Source organism: Paenibacillus sp. FSL L8-0340 (assembly GCF_038593145.1).
Lineage (GTDB): Bacteria > Bacillota > Bacilli > Paenibacillales > Paenibacillaceae > Paenibacillus_AQ.
Genome location: NZ_CP151967.1, coordinates 4,368,365 through 4,388,373, shown reverse-complemented (window position 1 = coordinate 4,388,373; position 20,009 = coordinate 4,368,365). Strand labels below are relative to the sequence as shown.

Annotated in this window: 17 protein-coding genes; 13 read left to right on the top strand and 4 right to left on the bottom strand. The window is 49.6% G+C overall.

What is annotated here, in order from left to right; genetic code table 11:
• Positions 1 to 32 precede the first annotated feature (32 nt).
• From NST07_RS19625 to NST07_RS19605, 5 genes are all read left to right on the top strand, one after another.
• Positions 33 to 1,184: a stalk domain-containing protein gene (locus NST07_RS19625; RefSeq protein ID WP_342479981.1), complete on the top strand. Its 1,152-nt coding sequence runs from the start codon at positions 33 to 35 to the stop codon at positions 1,182 to 1,184.
• Positions 1,185 to 1,326: 142 nt separating this feature from the next.
• The gene (locus NST07_RS19620; protein ID WP_341093920.1) at positions 1,327 to 1,797 is read left to right on the top strand and encodes a hypothetical protein; all 471 of its coding nucleotides are present in this window, start codon (positions 1,327 to 1,329) and stop codon (positions 1,795 to 1,797) included.
• A gap of 59 nt (positions 1,798 to 1,856) precedes the next feature.
• Positions 1,857 to 2,531: a response regulator transcription factor gene (locus NST07_RS19615; RefSeq protein ID WP_341093919.1), complete on the top strand. Its 675-nt coding sequence runs from the start codon at positions 1,857 to 1,859 to the stop codon at positions 2,529 to 2,531.
• Positions 2,528 to 3,895, top strand: a complete 1,368-nt coding sequence (locus NST07_RS19610; RefSeq protein WP_342479980.1) for a HAMP domain-containing sensor histidine kinase — start codon at positions 2,528 to 2,530, stop codon at positions 3,893 to 3,895. Before NST07_RS19615 ends, NST07_RS19610 begins: the two co-directional genes overlap by 4 nt.
• A gap of 220 nt (positions 3,896 to 4,115) precedes the next feature.
• Entirely contained in the window at positions 4,116 to 5,042 is a 927-nt protein-coding gene (locus tag NST07_RS19605; RefSeq protein WP_341378910.1) for a phosphotransferase, read from the top strand.
• A gap of 126 nt (positions 5,043 to 5,168) precedes the next feature.
• Here NST07_RS19605 and kduD read toward each other — a convergent pair whose 3' ends face one another.
• The 3 genes from kduD to kduI all read right to left on the bottom strand — a co-directional run bounded on the left by kduD (position 5,169) and on the right by kduI (position 7,618).
• Positions 5,169 to 5,924, bottom strand: a complete 756-nt coding sequence (gene kduD / locus NST07_RS19600) for a 2-dehydro-3-deoxy-D-gluconate 5-dehydrogenase KduD (protein WP_341378909.1) — start codon at positions 5,922 to 5,924, stop codon at positions 5,169 to 5,171.
• A gap of 70 nt (positions 5,925 to 5,994) precedes the next feature.
• Entirely contained in the window at positions 5,995 to 6,750 is a 756-nt protein-coding gene (locus NST07_RS19595) for a DeoR/GlpR family DNA-binding transcription regulator (protein ID WP_076110042.1), read from the bottom strand.
• A 34-nt stretch (positions 6,751 to 6,784) separates the two neighbouring features.
• On the bottom strand, positions 6,785 to 7,618 hold the full coding sequence (gene kduI, locus NST07_RS19590) for a 5-dehydro-4-deoxy-D-glucuronate isomerase (protein ID WP_038593270.1): 834 nt from the start codon (positions 7,616 to 7,618) through the stop codon (positions 6,785 to 6,787).
• Positions 7,619 to 7,888: 270 nt separating this feature from the next.
• Between kduI and NST07_RS19585 the strand changes: the two genes are divergently transcribed.
• The 4 genes from NST07_RS19585 to NST07_RS19570 all read left to right on the top strand — a co-directional run bounded on the left by NST07_RS19585 (position 7,889) and on the right by NST07_RS19570 (position 11,845).
• Entirely contained in the window at positions 7,889 to 9,556 is a 1,668-nt protein-coding gene (locus NST07_RS19585) for a hypothetical protein (RefSeq protein ID WP_342479979.1), read from the top strand.
• A gap of 145 nt (positions 9,557 to 9,701) precedes the next feature.
• Positions 9,702 to 10,064, top strand: a complete 363-nt coding sequence (locus NST07_RS19580) for a hypothetical protein (protein WP_341093914.1) — start codon at positions 9,702 to 9,704, stop codon at positions 10,062 to 10,064.
• 77 nt (positions 10,065 to 10,141) lie between these two features.
• Complete coding sequence (locus tag NST07_RS19575) at positions 10,142 to 10,621, top strand: SRPBCC family protein (protein ID WP_341093913.1); 480 nt, start codon at positions 10,142 to 10,144, stop codon at positions 10,619 to 10,621.
• A gap of 972 nt (positions 10,622 to 11,593) precedes the next feature.
• Positions 11,594 to 11,845, top strand: coding sequence for a YolD-like family protein (locus NST07_RS19570; RefSeq protein WP_341093911.1), 252 nt, complete (start codon positions 11,594 to 11,596; stop codon positions 11,843 to 11,845).
• A 230-nt stretch (positions 11,846 to 12,075) separates the two neighbouring features.
• Here the strand turns inward: NST07_RS19570 and NST07_RS19565 are convergent, their stop codons facing one another.
• Positions 12,076 to 12,288: a hypothetical protein gene (locus NST07_RS19565; protein WP_076109421.1), complete on the bottom strand. Its 213-nt coding sequence runs from the start codon at positions 12,286 to 12,288 to the stop codon at positions 12,076 to 12,078.
• A gap of 195 nt (positions 12,289 to 12,483) precedes the next feature.
• On the opposite strand from NST07_RS19565, the gene NST07_RS19560 reads away from it, so the two are divergent.
• From NST07_RS19560 to NST07_RS19545, 4 genes are all read left to right on the top strand, one after another.
• Positions 12,484 to 14,784: a hypothetical protein gene (locus tag NST07_RS19560; RefSeq protein ID WP_341093910.1), complete on the top strand. Its 2,301-nt coding sequence runs from the start codon at positions 12,484 to 12,486 to the stop codon at positions 14,782 to 14,784.
• Between the two features lie 38 nt (positions 14,785 to 14,822).
• Positions 14,823 to 17,909 (top strand): glycosyl hydrolase, encoded by a 3,087-nt coding sequence (locus NST07_RS19555; RefSeq protein ID WP_342479978.1) that lies wholly within the window; start codon positions 14,823 to 14,825, stop codon positions 17,907 to 17,909.
• A 126-nt stretch (positions 17,910 to 18,035) separates the two neighbouring features.
• Positions 18,036 to 18,998 (top strand): ABC transporter permease subunit, encoded by a 963-nt coding sequence (locus tag NST07_RS19550; protein ID WP_341093908.1) that lies wholly within the window; start codon positions 18,036 to 18,038, stop codon positions 18,996 to 18,998.
• A 76-nt stretch (positions 18,999 to 19,074) separates the two neighbouring features.
• Complete coding sequence (locus tag NST07_RS19545; protein ID WP_341378902.1) at positions 19,075 to 19,977, top strand: carbohydrate ABC transporter permease; 903 nt, start codon at positions 19,075 to 19,077, stop codon at positions 19,975 to 19,977.
• Positions 19,978 to 20,009 lie beyond the last annotated feature (32 nt).

Below are 20,009 nucleotides of genomic sequence, written 5' to 3'. Positions count from 1 at the left end.
AGAATATCCCATCATCCCAAGGAGGAATTTTTATGAGCAACTCGTTACATTCAAGGCTAGGCAAATTGTTTCTGGTAGCTTCAATAGTTTTTTTTGGTTGTTTTTTTGGAAATAAACAGGAGACTGTGCATGCAGACTCGCCCATAACCTCGACGGCAATTTATGAAGCTTATCTTGATGTAGATATGGTTACTGAGGCCTTGAAGAACGGATTAGGTGTGAAAGTTAACGATTTTTTATCGTCGGGAACCACACCGCTGGATCAAAAAGCGGCAGTAATAAATGCGCTGTATTCAGTTCAAGGATGGGAGGATAGAGATCTGACAGAGGAGTATTCACTATCTGTTTATGGAAAGAAAGCAGATTCGCTGGATAAAGCGAAGCTGACACCGCAGGAGATTTTTGTCCTTGGCTATATGAAGGTTCTGGATCATTATCTTGATCCTGATTTGTATTGGATCACTGAGGCCAAGAAGGCGTCGCCGGACAGTATGACGGTAGCCCTGATCCATGCGCTTGCCGTGTCCCAAGAGAGCTTAAAGTGCAGCTGGAATAATACGGAGGCGGTCCTTGCCGATAAAAGTCTGAAACAGGATATTCGACCAGAAGCTATCGACATTATCGTTAAGTATATGGAACTGTATAAGGGTGAACGATGTCAAAACGGTGGCCAGCAGCAGGCAGCAATCAATTCCTTGGTGGATGATATTAAGAGAGACGCTATCGTTCTGTCTATCGGCCAGGGTAACGTGCTTGCCAAAGGAAAGCAGACAATGATAGATGATACGAATTCAAAGATCACCCCTTATCTGCGGAAAGGGACAACAATGGTTCCACTGCGTTTTATATCAGATCAGTTCGGTGCCGCAGTACAGTTTGATTCCAAGAAGCATGAGGTCACGATTCAATACAGAAATCATAAGATCATAATCAATGAAGCGGATTCCACCATTTCAGTCAATGATCGTTCCCCAGCAAAAAACACAATGATCGTGACAAAAAACGGACGGACGTTTGTCCCCCTGAGAGTGATAATGGATGTGTTTAGCAAGAAAACGTATTATCATCGGGGATTGATTATCATCTCGGATAAGCTTGTGCTGAATCCCCTTAATGCAATGGACAATGAAGCGGCAGAGAAAATCAAAGTTGAACTGGCAGCTATCGGCAGTAAAATAAAATAGTGAACAGCCGGACTTGTGGAGTGTATGATAATTATTCGCTCTCGGTTTTATTAAATGAGAAAAGGGGAATGTAATGAGTTTAGTGACGATGAATCGGGAATCCTTTTATAGCTTAGGTGATGAAAAACTTGGGAGTGCGTGTATGGAGCCGACTTTTATGCAGATACGCGGTAAATCGCCGGCGGTTAAGGCAGAGGTGATCTCGCAGCTGACAAGGGGACAACAGGCACTCTGCATGTTCCGGGTGATGTATGGTCACAGTTATAAATCGGCGGCCGAGTATTATGCCTGGATCTCTTACATGCTGAGTATACCGGGGTATTGGGACCGGATGATGGAGGGGGTGCGGTTTTTTGACGAGCCGGGAATGGGAGCGCTGCTGGAGGAAACCAGGGGGCAGCTTGAAGCGAGAAACAGCAGGTTAAAGGTCAACTGGGGAGATGCAACGCTTATGGATCTGGAGCGGGATGACGAACTGATGCAAATGATAAAATCCCTGTTTGACCGATTTGAGCAGGTTGCCCCGATGACCCACTCCATTATTGCGAAATATATTCGTTCCCGTCCCGAGGAGTTTGTGTTATTGCATTTAACAGACGGTTCCTTTAGTTGAACGTTTATTTTTGATTCAAAGTATAATGCTAGGATCTACAACAGGAAAAGAGGGAACGAATGCCTACTATACTGGTTGCTGACGACGATGCGAACATTCGCGAACTTGTTTGCTTGTTTCTGCGCAACGACGGATTTGAGACAGTTGAAGCTGTGGACGGCAAAGAAGCACTGAACGTCTACGCCGCAACGCATGTTGATCTTGTCGTGCTCGATATAATGATGCCAATTATGGATGGATGGACGTTATGCAAGGAGCTCAGAAGAGCCAATCCTGATCTTCCATTACTTATGCTGACTGCGAGAGGTGAAACCTGGGAGAAAGTGAAAGGGTTCGAACTTGGGACGGACGATTATTTGACGAAACCATTCGATCCGTTAGAGTTGACCGCTCGTGTCAGGGCATTGCTGAAACGATACCGGATTGGCTCTACGCAACCGATCCAGTTCGGCAACGTCATCCTTGACCGGCAAACCTATAAGGTGATGAGAGGGACGGAGTCGCTCACGTTGCCGCTCAAGGAATTCGAGCTGTTGTATAAGCTTGCTGGAACACCGGGGCAAGTGTATACCCGTGAGCAGCTGATTGATCAAATTTGGGGGATCGATTACGCTGGAGATGACCGAACGGTCGACGTACATATTAAACGGCTGCGCGAACGGTTCGCGACTACACCACAGTTTCGCATCGAGACGGTGCGCGGGCTTGGCTACCGGCTTGAGGTTTACGAATGATCAGATCCTTATATACACGTATCGTCCTGACATTTCTAGTCTCCGTCATCGGGGGCACAGTCCTTGCCCTGTATGTGGCCGTTTGGGTATATAAAGATAAATTGAACGAAAACATGCTAATGCCTTTACTTCACTTTGGCCAGGATGTCGCCCGGCTTTACGAAACCCTTCCATTGACTGAAGCGGACGAGTTCGTAAGTGGAATGTATCAGCTCAAATCTTTTTATGTTCGAATTTACGAAGAAACGGGTAAATTCAAGTCTTTTGGATCGCTTAACGGAGACAAACCTGTCACTGTGAGTATGGAACAACTGAAAAAAGTAATAGATGGAGAGATAGTTCAAGTAAATCCTAGTGGTTATGCTACTGTTCTCTTAGGGCTGCCTTTGACAACTGAAACGGGTACGAAAGCGATGTTTTTAGAATCAATCGGCCCCCCTTCTGCCGCTTTCACCCGAAAGTGGATTTTGAATTTTATAACTTATTCGTTGATTGCAGGTAGCCTATTGATTCTGGTTGCAGCCATGTTCTTAGTCAGACCGATCAAAAAGCTGACCATAGCGACTAGGCGTATCGCTGATGGAGATTTCAGTGTGAAGCTGAATATTAAGCAAAAGGATGAGCTAGGTACTCTGGCTCGCAGCTTTGAAGAAATGACGCACGACCTGCAGCAGCTGGAGCAGCTGCGCAGGGAATTCGTATCGAACGTGTCGCACGAAATCCAATCACCGCTCACCTCGATATCCGGTTATGCTATAGCGCTCAAACAAGAAAACATCGGGGTTCATGAGCGAATACGTTATCTCGATATTATCATCAATGAAGCGGATCGGATGTCCAAGATGAGCGCTAGCCTGCTTAAGCTGAGTTTGCTTGAATCGCAGTCACAGCAATTGACTCTGTCAACACTCAGTCTTGATGAACAGATCAGGCGGGTCATTGTCGCGATTCAGCCGCAATGGTCGGCTCGCAACATCACCTTCGAGCTCGATTTGAAGGCAGTTATGCTAACGGGAGATCATGACCAGCTAAATCAGGTATGGACCAACATTCTCGGCAATAGCATTAAATTTTCCAAAGATGGCGGCGTTATTACCGTCAGCATTACACAGGATAACACTAACGTGACAGTTACAATATCCGATACTGGCATTGGTATTTCCCCCGAGGACCAGAAACGTATATTTGAGCGGTTTTTTAAGGCAGATCGTTCCCACAGCCGTAAGTATGAGGGCAGCGGTATGGGGCTTGCCATCGTTAAACAGATCGTATCGCTTCATCAAGGTGACATCCGGTTAGAAAGCGAACCTGGCAGGGGAACAACATTCATTGTCACCTTACCAATCGTAACGCCGGCAGTGTGATAAGATTCATACTGCATCAATCTCCACGCTCCGGTAACCTGTGCAAACTCACTTGCCTGTGATACCGGGGTGTTTTTTCGTACGTGCTTAGATTGACGATTCAGCTTGAAATTAACGCACAATTATTTATAAAGAAACTTTACCTGCCATAGAGGGAGTCTGCTTGTTATAATCTTGTTGAATGATGAAGCAGCATTTAGAAAGTTGAGGTAAACAACGAATGGAAGAAAGAATTTTGCGATTTCTAAATAATACATATCCTATTAATTTTTATGATGTTAAAGCCGTAACAAATGAAATGTACCGTTGCCAATCTCAAAAAGGTGTTTTTTTTGTTCGGATAACGAATTATAAGTCCTATCAAGAACAATTAGATGAAGTGAATTGGACGAATTATCTTTTTAACCAAGGCATAGGGGTTCCCCAGGTTATAGGCACTATTAATAATTCATTCATTGGGAAAATAATGTTAGAGGAAGAGAAGCGGGTCGTTGTATTTCAGGCTGCATCAGGAATCCATCTGCCACGTTCAAAATGGAACAAAAAAGTATTTAGAGATCTTGGACAACAAATAGGCAGAATGCATCGAGTCAGTAAAGGATATATGAATTCTGAGACTACTGCACATATCAATCATTGGCATGAGTGTAAAGAATACGATTTTCTCAAGTACATTCCTACAGAAGAGAAGACCATACGGGAAATTGCATTCGATGTTGTAAATAAAATTAAGGAACTACCGCAGGAGTATTCAAATTATGGCTTAATACACGGAGACCTGTGGCTGGAAAATATCCTTGTAGACAGTGACTCCAAGCTAACGATGATTGATTTTCAAGATTGTGAAAAACATTATTATGTATACGATTTAGCCGTTCCTATCTATTCTGCACTGGAGTTCTCCTTCTCAGGGGGAGAGAACCTTAGAGATTATGAAAGATCCATTACCAGGGCGTTAGTAGATGGATATAAAGAGGAGAATGAGCTCTCTTCCGAGATGCTTACGAAACTACCGCTGTTCATGAAATTAAAAGAATTGTTCGAATATAATTTAATGCATATGTATTGGAATGCTAAAGAGCTAAGCGAGGAGCAGGTCCGAATCTTGAATTTATATAGAAGTCGGATGGAGTACAGCCATTCTTGAACTATGGTGAATAAGGGGCAGAATGAAGTTGTCGGAGAACGATTGTCAAAAAAACAGCAGCAATCTGGGACTTTACTTTCTCATCCCTGACTGCTGCTGTTTCTATTATTGAGTTCAGTAAAATACTTATCTGGCCAGCCATCCGCCGTCTACATTCAGGATATGACCGTTCAGGTAGTCGGAAGCAGCGGAAGCCAGGAATACGGCAGGTCCCTTAACATCTTCAGCAGTTCCCCAGCGTCCAGCAGGAATGCGGTCCAATATGGAGTCGGAACGGTTCTGGTCAGCACGGATTGGAGCTGTGTTTTCTGTAGCCATGTAGCCTGGTGCGATTGCGTTGATGTTCAGACCGGAACCGGCCCATTCGTTGGCGAAGGCTTTGGTCAAACCGGCAACAGCATGTTTGCTTGCAGTATAGCCCGGAACATTGATCCCGCCCTGGTAGGAAAGCATGGAGCAGATGTTGATAATTTTACCGGACCCTCTTTCCAGGAAGTGGCGGCCGGCAATTTGCGACAGCAGGAATACAGTATTCTGGTTCAGGTTGATGACATCGAACCAGTCTTTTTCGCTATGGTCTTTGGCCGGAGTACGACGGATCATGCCTGCACAGTTGACCAGAATGTCAACGTGGCCGGTCAATTCTAGCGCTTTGTCGAACATGCCCTGCAGGGTAGTGTGGTCACTCAGGTCAGCTTCGATGCTGAGAGCTTTCACGCCGAAAGCTTTGGCGGCTTCAACGGTTTCCGCACTTGTGTTCAGGGAGGCAGAAACAACGTCTGCGCCAGCTTCCGCAAAAGCAAGGGCAATACCTTGTCCAAGACCTTGGGCAGCGCCCGTTACGATGGCTGTTTTACCAGCCAGACTGAATAATGATGACATATTAATATTCTCTCCTTTGAGTGGGGATTGTGGAATTTGTACTTAAGTTTTTTAAATAAAGTGCAATTTATTATCCGCATTCAATATTGACGCCCGCACTGCGGAACTGTTCCACCGTTTCGGGTGCAAGGCCGCTGTCCGTAAGCAGCACATCCACTTCCTGCAGTGAAGCGAAGGTGCGCAAAGCGGTATGCCCGAATTTATGATGATCGCAGGCGGCGAATACTTTGCGGGCCGTGGAGACCAGGGCCTGTTTGAAATCAATTAAATCACCGGTGTAAATAGACAGCCCATGCTCGATATGCACGGCTGTAGCCGACAGAAATGCTTTTTCTATATTTAGCTTTTGCACGTATGAGACAGCTTCGGGACCTGCGAGCATGTTGCGGACGCGGTAGCCTCCGGGAACGACCAGACGTATGTTGTCTTTGGGAACCAGTTCGCTGATGATGTACACATCATTGGTGACGACCGTCAGAGGCATATTGTCCAGCCGCCGGGCAATTTCAAGCGTGGTGCTCCCGCCGTCCAGCGCAATGATGTCATCCTCTTCGATATGGGCAAGCGCGCGCAGCGCAATCTCCGTTTTCTCGTCGGAATATTTATCCAGCGGGTTCTTGGAAGGCAGAATGCCGAACTGATCACTTTGGGCCAATACAGCACCGCCGTGTACACGCACGATCAATCCCTGTTCCTCCAGCTTGCTTAAGTCCTCGCGGATTGTTTTTCCCGTCACCTGGAGCTTGTCGCTCAATTCGTTTACCGTTACGTCCTTCTGGTTCAGCATAACTTCCATAATCATCTCGTGTCTCCGTATCGGGTTCATCCGCCTGCCTCATCTTTCCGTAGTTGATTTCTTTCTATTGTAATTCTTTCATACCTACGGGGTCCATATCATCATAACGTTTGTTGTCCCCGGCCATGCTCCAGATGAAGGTATAGTTATGTGTGCCTACACCGCTGTGGATTGACCAGCTTGGGGAAATGACGGCCTGTTCATTGTGCATCACGATATGGCGGGTTTCGGTAGGTTCGCCCATCAGGTGGAACACGATAGAGTCATCCGGAAGATCGAAATAGAAGTAGGCTTCCATTCGGCGCGGATGAGTATGCGAAGGCATTGTATTCCACATGCTGCCCGGTTTGAGCTGTGTCATACCCATGACGAGTTGTGCGCTTTGTACGCCATTGGTATGAATGAAGCGGTGAATCGTACGCTCGTTGGAGTTCTCCAAACCACCCATTGCTCCGGATTCGGATTCAGCAAGTGTAGTTTTGGTTGTAGGATAGGACTGGTGAGCCGGAGCGGAGTTCAGGTAGAATTTCGCCGGTTTGGCGCTGTCTGCGCTTTTGAACACCACATCTTTGGAACCTTGGCCGACATACAGGCATTCTTTGAAATCTATTTCATATTCTGTTCCGTCTACAACAACTGAACCTTTGCCGCCGACATTGATGATACCCAGTTCACGGCGTTCCAGGAAGTAAGTGACTCCCAGTTCCTTCAGATCCGTGGTAAGCACAACATCTTCGGTTACGGGATTGGCACCGCCGACGATCATGCGGTCTTCATGGGTAAGCACGAGCTTCAGTTCATTCGGAGCAAAAATAACGGGAATGTGGAACTCTTTGCGCAGGCGCTCAGTATCAAACTGCTTAACTTCGTTGGGATGTGAGGCGAAACGTCTTTCCATTGGATATTCAATCTCCTTCAAAAACGTATTTTCGTTCGTATAGGTACAATTTAATCCATTTACGTTCATTTGGCAAGTGATAATCTTTTTTAGTGCGTTTAATTTAGTTCGTTTGTCGTTTTAGAGATTGCCATATGAACCGAAAGCGTGCACAATAGACTGAAATACAAGGTTCAGGGAGAGTGAAGGGGATGTTGTTGAAGTCGTGATTCCTGAGAGTGGGCAAGGATCGATAAAAAGAAACTTAAAATATGGAGGGTGAAGCCGGTAATGGTGGATTTCAATCATACTCAGAGTCCTTATAAAATTCGACAGGATGAAATTATATATAATGTAGCGCTGGAAGCGGAGAGCCGTCCGCTGCTGGAGAGCGGTCTTTGGTTCCACGATGATGTGCGTAATAATTTTTATTATGCCTCTTACCTGTTCGCAGCTGCCGCAGACCCGTCTCGCGAGCTGCCCTTTGACCGTGTAGCAGCGAAGCAGAAAGCAGAAGCCGTGCTGCTGGAAACCGTTCTGCTGCAGAACAGACAGCCCGGGACTGCGCTATACGGACACTGGCCGCTTGGCCTGAACCCGGTGCCGCGGGAGGCCTTGCCGCATGAGCTTCCGGTGGAAATTATGGGCAGCCTGATGGCTTGGTTCTGCAAGCGGTATTCCAGCGAGTTCAGTGCAGGACTCCGAATTGCTTTTCATACGGCCATCGGCCATATCTACCGTAGCGGATTTTACCGCAAACCGGTGGTGACCTTCGGGCATCATGAAGCTAAATATACTGCAGCGAAGCTGATCTTCGGCAAGCTGTTTGATGATGAGGAGTTATGCGAAGACGGACTGCTCAGCCTGCAGAATACACTGGCCTATATCCGTGGGAATGGCATGCCGGAGTATGGCAGCCTGCCGTGGTTCTGGCATTGGGTGCAGGCATTTACCTGTGCCTGGGAGCTGGAAGAGGACCCTAAAATCAAAGACATTCTGGCAGAAATGCTGGATTATCTGTGGAAGGAACGGGGGCACTTCTACCTGCAGGGCGCCTGGGTAGGCGCACATTCCCGGGGGTGGCCGCATGATGTTCCGGCGGACGGCAATGTGCTGCATGATTATGTGCAGTTTGGAGACTTCAAATTGCCTGCGGAGATGCCGCGAACCGAATATGCCGGATTATTATTCTATGAAGCGCCGGAGCAGGTACGGTCCGCTGCTTTGGACCGGAGCGTACCTGCCGAAGTCAAGAAGCTGACCCGGAAGGTTGTGCCAAGTGACCCGGATCCTCAGCCGCTGCTGCATTCATACGCTTATATCACGGAGGTTTATGCGGCTGGAGGTATGTGGGAGCGGGTAGAGGAATTTGACAACGAACAGCTGCGCTGGGCCTTCTCACTGCCAATTGGCGTACAGGGAGGGAGCAACCGGCTGTATTTCTTCCATCCCGGTCAAGGCTATCGGGAAGGCGATCCCCGCCATCAGAGTCCGCATATGGAGGTGCTGTTTCACAGGAGTACGGTCCTTTCCTTGTATCCCGTTCCGGAAGGAGAGAAAGACTCCATCGTAGGGGTTCTGCCCAAAGGGGAATGGATCAAGTCGCAGGAGGCGCTGTTCGGGAAGGCAGGCAAAGTCTACTTTGCTGTCTACTTGTCCCAGGGCTACGAGTTGAAAGAACGGCAGGACTACCTGGAGGTTACGGCTACAGGAATGCCGGGAGGAGCCGTCGTGGAGGCTGTTCCGGTGAAAGAGGCAACAGAGCTGGGATTTGGCGACTTGCCTGCTTTTGCTGAGGCAATGACGAATAAAGCGCCGGAGTTTAGCACCGGAGATGACCTGTCGGTCCAATACCGGACTTTAAGCGGCGATCAGGTACAGCTGACCCTTGGGGTGGGTGCGGGACCCCAAGCCAGTCTGGGCGGCAGCCGGATTTCACTGGAAGACTATGTTGTTTAATAAGCTTCTTTCCTAAATACGGGTTAAATGAACGGGCAACCTTGCGGTTGTCCGTTTGCGTGTACGCTGCACCATAAACTGAAGGAGAGGTTTGCAATTTACATAAAGAACCAAATGGTTTAAGGTTTTCACAGGAGGGGATGAAATGGAGAAGACTTATGATGTAAACCCAGGAAGAACTACTCACAGATCCACTAAGAAAAAGACGGGTATGGTGCTCGGATTGATAATCATTCTGATCCTACTGGCAGTCTCAAATCCGACTAGAGCTGATTTTGTGGATTATGCAATGAATCGGCCAGATGAGATATTTAAAGTCGGGGAGTCAGGAGCAATTATGAACCAGATCGCAAAATCATTGCTGGATTCACTGACTTTAAGAGAAAATTTTATCTTGTTCTCCGTCTACAGCGTTCCTGATGTAAAAGACAATACTCATTTTATAGGTGATATTCAAGAAAAAAAGAAATATCTGGGTTTTTTCAAAATTATATTTATTGAACTTTAGGCATCACTTCTTCTTGCGGATCACTTTACAGTTTAAAGGATAAGCATATTATTGATCACAGGAAAGGGGGACTATCAATGATTGCTGAGATTATAGCGGTTAAGAAAGGCTTCACAGCCACCTTTGAATTCCATTACAAGCATTCTGTGGATCGCGTTTGGGCGATGTTGACTCAAAATGAACTGCTGAAGGAATGGTTCTCCGAGCTGAGGGTAAAGGATTTACGGACTGGCGGGATCATCGAATTTGATATGCAGGACGGTACCTTTTTGGAATTAGAGATTACTGATTTTGAGCGGAACTCCGTATTGGAATTTATATGGGGAGAGGACAAGGTTCGTTTTGAGCTGCTTACGGAGCGGGAAGGCTGCCGCCTGCAATTAATCGAAACCATAGGCAAAATTACGGACCATACAGCCAAAGACCTCTCCGGGTGGCATGTCTGTCTGGAGGTGATCTCAGCGCTGCTGGACGGTAAGCCATTCGATAACCGGAAAATAGTATGGGAGAACAGATATGAGGTGTATAGTGCGCTTGTGGACAAGTTCCGGAATTGAGTCCAACACGTTTTCGCATTCGCCAGAGGAGCCGTTCTTCATACTTTCGAGGTATGGAATCTCTTTTGCAGAACTATTGAGCAGGAGGGGTTTTTGGCATGTTATCCATTCGTGAACTATGTTTACTGATCATGCCGTTTCTAATTTTAGGGGCAAGCTTCATTATTCATATTTATTTTATTTTGGTTCTTAGCATTTGTAGCCCCACAAATATATTTTAATGTTTTGAGAGGAGGTCGCTGATTAATCAGCGGCTTTTTTCTTTGGAGCAAGCAGCATGCAGAATCAGAGCGAATTAAAGATCCGTAAATGATTTTGATTTCATCGAGCAGTTTCTGGATTACATGCTAAAAGAATAGTTGCTTCAGTGAGTTAATCGGTTTATTATCTGGATATGGAAAAATAAGGGGTGAATCAATGAAATTACTAGACGGACTCTAGCTTCCCTGAAGGAGGTTAGAGTTGATTTGAGTAGAAGCATTAAGAAAACACCCGTAAGTAAAGACCAGGCAAGTCGTTGGATAAAACGACAGGCAAGTAAGGCCGTACGAAGATACTCTCAAGACATTCCATTCGGAAAATTTTATCGAAAAATTTATTGTTCCTGGGATATTAGTGATTGGCGATTTTACACACCTTATAAGCAAGCTGTTAACGAGTGGGAAACCACTCATAGGACTTGGCGCAGACAGGTGAGTTTTCAAGAAATGACATTAAGTTGGGCTAAGAGCTATAAAAGAAAATAACAAAAGGAGTTGTTGGCAGGGAAGCGCCAGCGACTCCTTTTATTTGAGCGCGAACTGGAGCTGATGAGTTGCACCGATCAGCTTCCCAGGTCGATTCTGAGATTCGTGACATGAGTGGAACTACTCTCTACAGCAGAAGGAGCAAATCACGATTACCTTGTTCAGACCTGCAGGAAATGTTAAGCTACGTAGAGTGGAAACAGTTTTATTTTAACGGAGGAATAGTGTGGCAAAAGCAAAGGTGGCCAAACGGCCGACAAGAGATGAATTTGTGCTGGAGGAAATCGGCAATCAACTGACGGAAGCGATGCAGGAGGCCTCTGAAGTGCTATTGACGGTTTGGGGCAAGGAAGATCAGGTCCGGGGGCAGATTGTCGGCATGGACCCGCGCACGGGTAAGGTGCATCTCAGCTGTAAGGAAGAGCTGGTCAAGGTGCCTTTTATGGATATAATGGCAATGGATTATCCAAGAGATTAAAGCATGCGAAGATAGATTTCCAGAACTGGCACTCCGGCTACAGCCGGAAGAGCAGGAAAGCCGTGCTTAAGCCGTCTTGGCAACAGAGAACAGAGCATTCGGGGAGAGTCCCGGTGCTCTTTTTTTTTCGGATATAAAGGATCAGCCTACAAAAAAAGGGCATCCCAAAGGATGCCCGATAAACTATTTCACAGGATACCTGCTACTGCACTAACTTCAGCATAATCCGGTTACAGCACACTGCGCAAAAGCCGAATGGCGATGGCATTTAAACGCAATGCTTCTCTGATAGCTACCCTCGCTGCCAAAAGTTCCCGTCTGGCCCGGCTTGGATTAGGCACTCTGCGTAAATTCTCATTAATTTCTTCCAGCTGTTCGCGCAGAATGGCTCTTTGCGCACGCAGTGCAGCAATGGCCCTGCGAATTCTTGCACGTTCTGTCATAGTTAACACCTCTTTCCGGTTGGATAGTATAAGAGATGCAATGACTACCATTTCTGTTTGTGTGAATGGGTAGTTTTATAACTTTTTGATGAAAATATCTTCCTTGCCCAGCGGCACAATTCGTTGTTCGCAGGGATGCCCATAACTGAAGCCCGGGTGTAAGCTTGAAGAGATGTAGAGGAGGTATTAAGCATTATGGATAATATCGAAAATACCGCGCATGTCTGGACTCCGGCTACACTGGGTGGAGGCGGGTATATCACGGGGCTTATTCAGCACCCGGGCATAAGCGGGATTGTGTACGCCCGCTGCGATGTCGCGGGTGTCTTCCGCAGCTCCGATGGCGGGGAGACCTGGGAAACGCTGAATGGCGGGCTGACGAAGGCGTATCACCATCAGGTGCAGAGCTTTGCGATCAGTCCGCATCACCCGGAGGTGCTGTTTCGCTGCTCCGGGGAGGTCAGGAGCCGGAAGTTCTACGGATCGGTCCATAAATCCGCCGATGGCGGGCATAGCTGGCGGGAAGTCTGCACGGGTATGGGATTCTACGGCAATGGTCCTACCAGGATGTACGGTGAGGTGATCGCGGCAGACCCTCACCACCCGGACATAATGGCCGCCGGAGGGTATACCGGCGGCTTCTGGATCAGCCGGGATGAAGGCGAGACCTGGAGACGCACGGGGCTTCCAGAGGAACGGTTTGGCTGCGTTGCGTTTCACCCCTCTGTTCCCGGTGTCTTGTATGCCGGAACAATAAGCGATGACGATTTGAACATGGATTATGTAGAAGTCGGCGAAGGCGGTGTATTGGGTCTGCTTCAGGATCAGCCCCGTGGCAGGTCAGGCAAGCTGTATGTCAGCTCTGATCTGGGAGAATCCTGGGAGCTGCTGCAGGAAGGGCCCAGCTTTGCCGAGCTGTCATTCGACAGCCTTGATAACCAGCATCTGCTGGCGGCTACGATATGGGGTGGAATCCGGAGCAGCACCGATGGCGGCAGGACTTGGTCTTCCACGGAAGAAGGTCTGCTGCCCGGCAGACAGAGATACGGGACCGTTGTGCAGGACTGCCATCGGACGGAAAGATGGTACACGGCCCCGGATCTGCGGCCGCATATGAAGGAGTGTCCACCGATTCCACTGTATGTTTCCTGTGACGGGGGTGGACATTGGCAACTGCTCCATCCTTATTCCGATGAAGACCTAAGCGGCTTTCCGGCGTATATGGATCATTTCAGCGGAGGGTCCCGGGCGGCGGCAACAGGCTGGGCGATCTCCAAAATCATCGTAGACCGCTTCAGCAAGGACCGCCTCTATCTATGCAACTGGTATGGAGTTGCAATCAGCGAGGATGGGGGGAAGAGCTGGCGGGCGAATCATTTCCGGGGGCTGGAAACGACCTGCATGGAAGCGGTGATCGCTGACACGGTGCAGCCGGGGAAGTTCTGCGTCACGATGGCAGACCATCCGCCCAAGATCACGGAGGATGGCGGGCAGACCTTCCGCAATTTACCGGGTCTGGATGGCTACTCAGGCAGTACTGCTGCCGTCATGTCCGGAACAGACGACAAGCATTATCTGTACGGGCTTGTCGGACATGGGCGAACGGCCTGCATTGCACGGAGCCGTGACGGAGGCGGCAGTGCGGCAGCCGTACTTTCCCTTGGTCCGGGTCTGTTCGTCCAGGCACTGCGTGAAGATAGGGGCAAGCCAGGGACATTCTATGCTTTTGTGGACGGTGAGATGGCCTCCGGAGCTGGAATCTACCGCTCCAGAGATGGGGGAGAATCCTGGGAACGGACGGCATTCCGTCCTCCGGTGCATATAACAACTTTGCCGCATCAGAAGAAGTGGATTGAAGCTGAGCTGCTGCCGGTAGTTGTCTATCAGGTCAAAAATGCCTGTGGAGCCAATCAACTGCTGGACACGGATTACCATCAGGCAGGACATCTTATGCTCGGGGAATGGACGGAGGGGATCTGGAGCTCGAAGGATAGCGGGGACACTTGGCAATCCATCGGTGCGGGACTTCCTTTTCAGTACAGCAGCCCGTCCTCTGTATTAAATGCAGTGGCGTTTTCGCCCACTCATGCAGGCACCCTATATGCGGGATTTATCTCGGAAGGGTTATGGCGCAGCGAGGATAACGGGCAAAGCTGGAGCAAGCTGTTCCCGGCCGGGGAGGGAGAACGGTTCAATGTGTCGGCGCTTGCTGTGGGGAAGGGGAACTCCGGCAAGGACCTGCTGATTCTGGCCTGTGAGCCGATGGTTCGTACCGGAACGGAGGCCCGGGTCGTCTGCAGCCGGGATGGAGGTTTGTCCTGGGAGGAGTGGGAGAATCTATCTCTTGGCGCCCCCCGCTGGAAGGGGATTGCTGTCGATTGTGCAGGCGGACAGGTGCTCGCCGTCTCCTGCGGCAACGGAGCTTTTCGTACATCGGCAGTTGCGGACAGGGATAAACAGCAGCAGGGGGGACCTTTTCAAATTAGTCGTTGCTAAAACAAACTTTTCGTTGCAAATGATTCTTGTTCAGTTAAATGGTAACGCTTACATTGAAGGGGCCGGACGATGTCAATATCGAATATAAACCGGCTTTTTCAAATGGAGGCCTGAACAAAGTGGTTGCACAAACGGGCAAAAAATGGTTCCATGGTTGGCTGGCCGTCGCTCTGTTTATTGCATCGATCGCTGTGTTTCCTGCTCCATCGCGTGCGGCAGGAGAGAATCTGCTCGGTAATCCGGGTTTTGAGTCAGGTGATGTCGGCTGGGAGAAGTGGGGTAGCCCTGTAGTGACTGCCAGTGAAAAGCATGGAGGGGATAAAAGTCTTCAGGTGAAACGGAATACCGGGGGAGCCTCGGCGTCTGTGGCGGTGCAGCAAGGCAAAACCTATCGTGTCGGTTTATGGGTCAAATTCGCCGGAGCAGGAGTGACTCATGCTGTAATTGATATGGATTCATTCGGCACGCAGCAGGGCAAACAAAGTCTTCAGTTCTCGGGTTCGACGAGTTGGGAATACCGTCAGCTGCTGTATACCCCCGCTCCCGGGGATCAGCATGTCCGTCTATCGTTCTGGAACAGCACCAGCAAGGATTACTATATTGACGATGCAGTCATTCGTGAAAATGTGGATATCGAACGGCCGACAACGCCCGGTGTCTGGCAGGCCGAGCATGAGCCGGAAGCGTTAAAGCTGACTTGGGCGGGATCAACGGATGATATGGGCGTAGCATCCTACCAGCTGTCGTACAAAAAAACAGACGCGCCGGACTGGAGCACAGTGACCATACCCCATCAGGAGACAGTCACAATGCACACTTATACGCTAAGTCAGCTGGATCCATTTTCAGTGTACGCTATTATGCTGCGCTCCAAGGATGCGTCAGGTAACATTTCAGATGCGGTGATGGGACTGGAAGCAACTCCGGGGACGAACCTTGTCTCTAATAGCGGTTTCGAGAGCGGAAGTACAGAACCTTGGGAAACCACGGGGACCGTGCAGACAGTAACTTATGACACGTACTCGGGAGGGTATGCGCTAAAGCTCCTGAACCCATCAGGAATTAAGACCTCTGAGATGGCCGCCGAAGGTGATGCTTCTTATCTGGTTTCGTACTGGAGCAGATCTTCAGCTGCCACGTCTGTCCCGCCTGCTACAGTAAGTCTTGCCGTCTATCAGGACAACGACATAATTACGCACCCGCTGCCAGCGGAGGCGTCTTTAGGCTGGAAACGGCTGGAGCAGCAGGTACTCACCGGCGCAGCAGCCCAGTCCATGCATCTTGCAGTGAGTAACACTACGGGTGCGGAGCTGTTCCTTGATCAGGTTGTTGTCGGCAAACTTCCGCAGCTTCCGCTGGAGCTTGCACCCGGGGCACCCGAGGGATTCTCAGTGACGGGTAAGGATGGTGTATCCGCCGATCTGGAATGGGAAGCTTCTACAGGTCCTTTTGGCGTAAAGTCTTACCAGATTTCGTATAAAAAAGAAGCCGATACCGAGTGGCAACATGTAACGGTGCCGTATGTTCCCGGTCAAGCACTATATGCGTACAAACTGGAGGGCTTGTCCCCGGAAGGTTTGTATGACATCGAGGTGAAGGCGGTCAGCGAAGGCGCTGCGGTGTCAGCTGCGAGTGCGCTCCAGGTGACCACAGAGAAGATGTATCCGGTGAATCCGAATGCTTCAGAAGAGGCGGTGGAGCTGCTGGACCGACTGTATGCCACGGTGGGCAATGCCGTTTATACAGGGCAGCATAATTATTACGAACAACCCAGCCTGTGGTATGACACGGCAGCAGAGCTGACCGGGTATTACCCGGCATTGTGGGGCTCGGATTTCGCCTATTACACCGGCGGGGACTTCGGGGCATTACGCCAGGCGATGATCGACGAGGCCATTGTGAAAAGCGAAGAGGGAGCCATGGTGACGCTGACCTATCATGAGCCTAGGCCGATGGATGCGCCGACGGCTGGCTGGGAAAGTGTCACGGGCGATGTTACGGTTGCCCAGATGACGGATATCGTAACTCCCGGTACAGCCTTGTATGACCAGTGGGCGGCACAAATGGACGAAGTAGCCTGTTATCTGCAGCAGCTAAGGGATGAAGGAATCCCGGTGCTGTGGCGGCCTTATCACGAGATGAACGCTGAATTCTTCTGGTGGGGGGCGCGTCCCGAGCTGTTCCGGCAGCTGTGGCACAATATGTACGACCGCTTCACCAACCTGCATGGGCTGGACAATTTAATCTGGGTGTGGAGCCCGAATGCGGAAAGCTCCTGGGCCTATGATTCAGCCCCTTATTATCCTGGACATGATGAGGTGGATGTGCTGGCGATGGATATTTACAACAACGATTACCGTGATACGTATTACAACAAGCTGGTGCAGCTGAGCGGCGGCAGACCCATTGCGATCGGAGAGAACGGGGAGCTGCCGGATATGGAGATGCTGCAGGAGAAACAGCCGAGGTACGTATATTTCATGACCTGGTCCGGATATTTGACCGATAAAAATTCACTCAGCGGCATTCAATCTCTTTACAGCCATCCCCGCGCATTAAACAACGGTGAAACCGGAAACGGTCCGTTTGTCCCTCCGCCGGTGGACAGCTATATGATCGATGATTTTGAGGAGTATGGCGGTTCGAACAGCAGTCTGCGTGCGAAATGGCAGCGCAACATCTCAGGCAACGCAGCGACGGTAACACTCGACACCTACCATACGAACAGCGGCACCTACGGCCTGAAGCTGGATTACACGATCGGGAATCCCGGCTACGCGGGGGTCTACCGCAGCATGGGCAAGGAATGGCCGGGGATGGAAGCGATATCCTTCTGGCTGCAGCCGGATGGCTCGAACCGCCAGCTGGCTGTCCAGTTCCATGAGACGAACGGTGAAGTGTGGGAAGCCGGCTTCAAGATCCAAGGTACTGCACCAGTGCTGGTCACTCTTCCATTTACCGGTTTTGCCAAACCGGGGTGGGCCACCAGCGGCAACGGTGTGATTGATCTGGGCTCTATCAAGGAATTTGCTTTCTATGTGGCCCAAGGCAGCGGAACCCAAGGCAGTGGTACGTTGTACATTGACAACGTGAAGGCCATCAAGCTGCCGGAGGAAGAGGAATAGATAATTGGGCCGCATTCAAGCTGCTGATTGTCATCATTGCCAGACCACATTTTTCGTTGACCACGGTACTGGTACGTCCTTCCTGTGCGACATAAGATTAAGGTGTAAAGCAAAGACACAGGAAGGATGACAAATGTGGAAATCGAACCAAGGGCCTTATCTTACAAGAAAGGGAATTCTGTTTCTTCCTGGTCCAGATGGATCAGGCAGTGGGATCTTCAGCTGATGGTTGTACCGGCAATGATCTTTATCTTCGTATTCAGCTATCTGCCGATGTATGGGGTGCTGATGGCCTTTCAGGATTATCAGCTGTTCGGCGGTTTTTTTCAAAGTCCTTGGGTCGGGCTGAAGCACTTTGAGGCATTCTTCAATTCGCCCGACTTCTGGACGGTGATGCGCAACACGATTGTCATCAGCCTGATGAAACTATGCTTCGGATTCCCGGCACCCATCCTGCTGGCACTGATGCTGAATGAGGTGCGGAGGATGGCGTTCAAGCGGATCATTCAGACTGTCAGCTATTTGCCGCATTTTCTCTCCTGGGTCATAGTCGGCGGGTTCGTAGGGTCGATGCTTTCGACGGATAATGGAAGCGTAAACATGCTGCTGATGAGCCTGGATCTTACCTCAGAGCCGATCAGCTTTCTGTCAGTGCCGGAATACTTCTGGGGCATACTCGTTGGAACGGGGGTGTGGAAAGAAATCGGTTTTGCGGCGATTGTCTATCTGGCAGCCATTGCCGGCATTGACCCGCATTTGTATGAAGCCGCTTCCATTGACGGGGCGGGCCGCTTCCAGCAGATTGGGCTAATCACGCTGCCCTGTATCCGGCCGGTTATTATCATCTTTATGATTCTGGCAGTGGGCAACATTCTGAATGCCGGTTTTGAGGACATTCTGATTCTGGCTACCAATCCGATCCTGCGGGACGTCTCGGATGTCATCGACACCTATGTGTACCGCATGGGGATTCTGAACAGCCGTTTCTCTTATGCGGCGGCAGCAGGATTGTTCAAAGCGGTTGTCAGCGTCAGCTTGCTGGCTATCGCCAACAAAGCGGCCAGGAAAATGGGCTCAAGCCTATGGTAAGCAAAGGGACGTCGAATGGGTTTTTGGAAACTTGGTCTAGTGTGGGTACAGTCTATCGGAAAGCGGGGAACAGGTTATGATGAAGCTGTCGCGGGGAGATAAAGTACTGCAAGTGATCATCTATTTCCTGCTGATCCTGCTGGGTTTCGTCACCCTGTATCCCTTCTGGAATTCACTGGTGATCTCCTTCAATACGGGCGCGGATACGGCGTTTGGCGGCATTACATTCTGGCCACGCAGCCCGACGCTCGACAATTATGAAGTGGTGTTCCATGACAGCCGGATCAGTCAGGCGTTCCTGGTCTCCGTTCTGCGGACAATAGCCGGGACGATTCTGTCGGTGCTGTTCACAGCCATTCTGGCTTATGGGTTATCCAGACAGGAGCTGATGGGCCGGAAATTTTTCATGGTGTTCTGCGTCATTACAATGTATTTCAGCGGCGGACTGATTCCAACTTACTTGCTGCTGCGCGAGTTTGGCATGATGGACACCTTCTGGGTGCTGGTGATTCCCGGATTAATCAGCGTATATAACATGATTATTTTCCGGACGTTTTTTCTGGGGCTGCCCGCAGGTCTGGCCGAGTCGGCACGGATTGACGGCTGCAATCACATCGGTGTACTGATCCGGATTATTTTACCGATTTCCGGACCTGTTGTGGCGACCCTGTCACTGTTTACTGCGGTATGGCACTGGAATGACTGGTTCTCGGCCAGTATTTATATCAATAATCCGAATCTCATTCCGATCCAGACTCTGCTGAAGCAGATTTTGAATTCCAATATCGTAACGGATCAGCTGCAGTCCATCGGTGCCAATGCGGCGGCTCAGGACCGGCTGGCGCTGATGAAATCGGTCACATCCAAATCACTGATCATGGCCACAACCATGGTGGCTACCTTGCCGATTATTATGGTCTATCCGTTCCTGCAGAAATATTTTGTCAAAGGTGTGCTGATCGGTTCATTAAAGGAATAGGCGGCTTCACTTGAAGCGGATGGTTTGCTTAT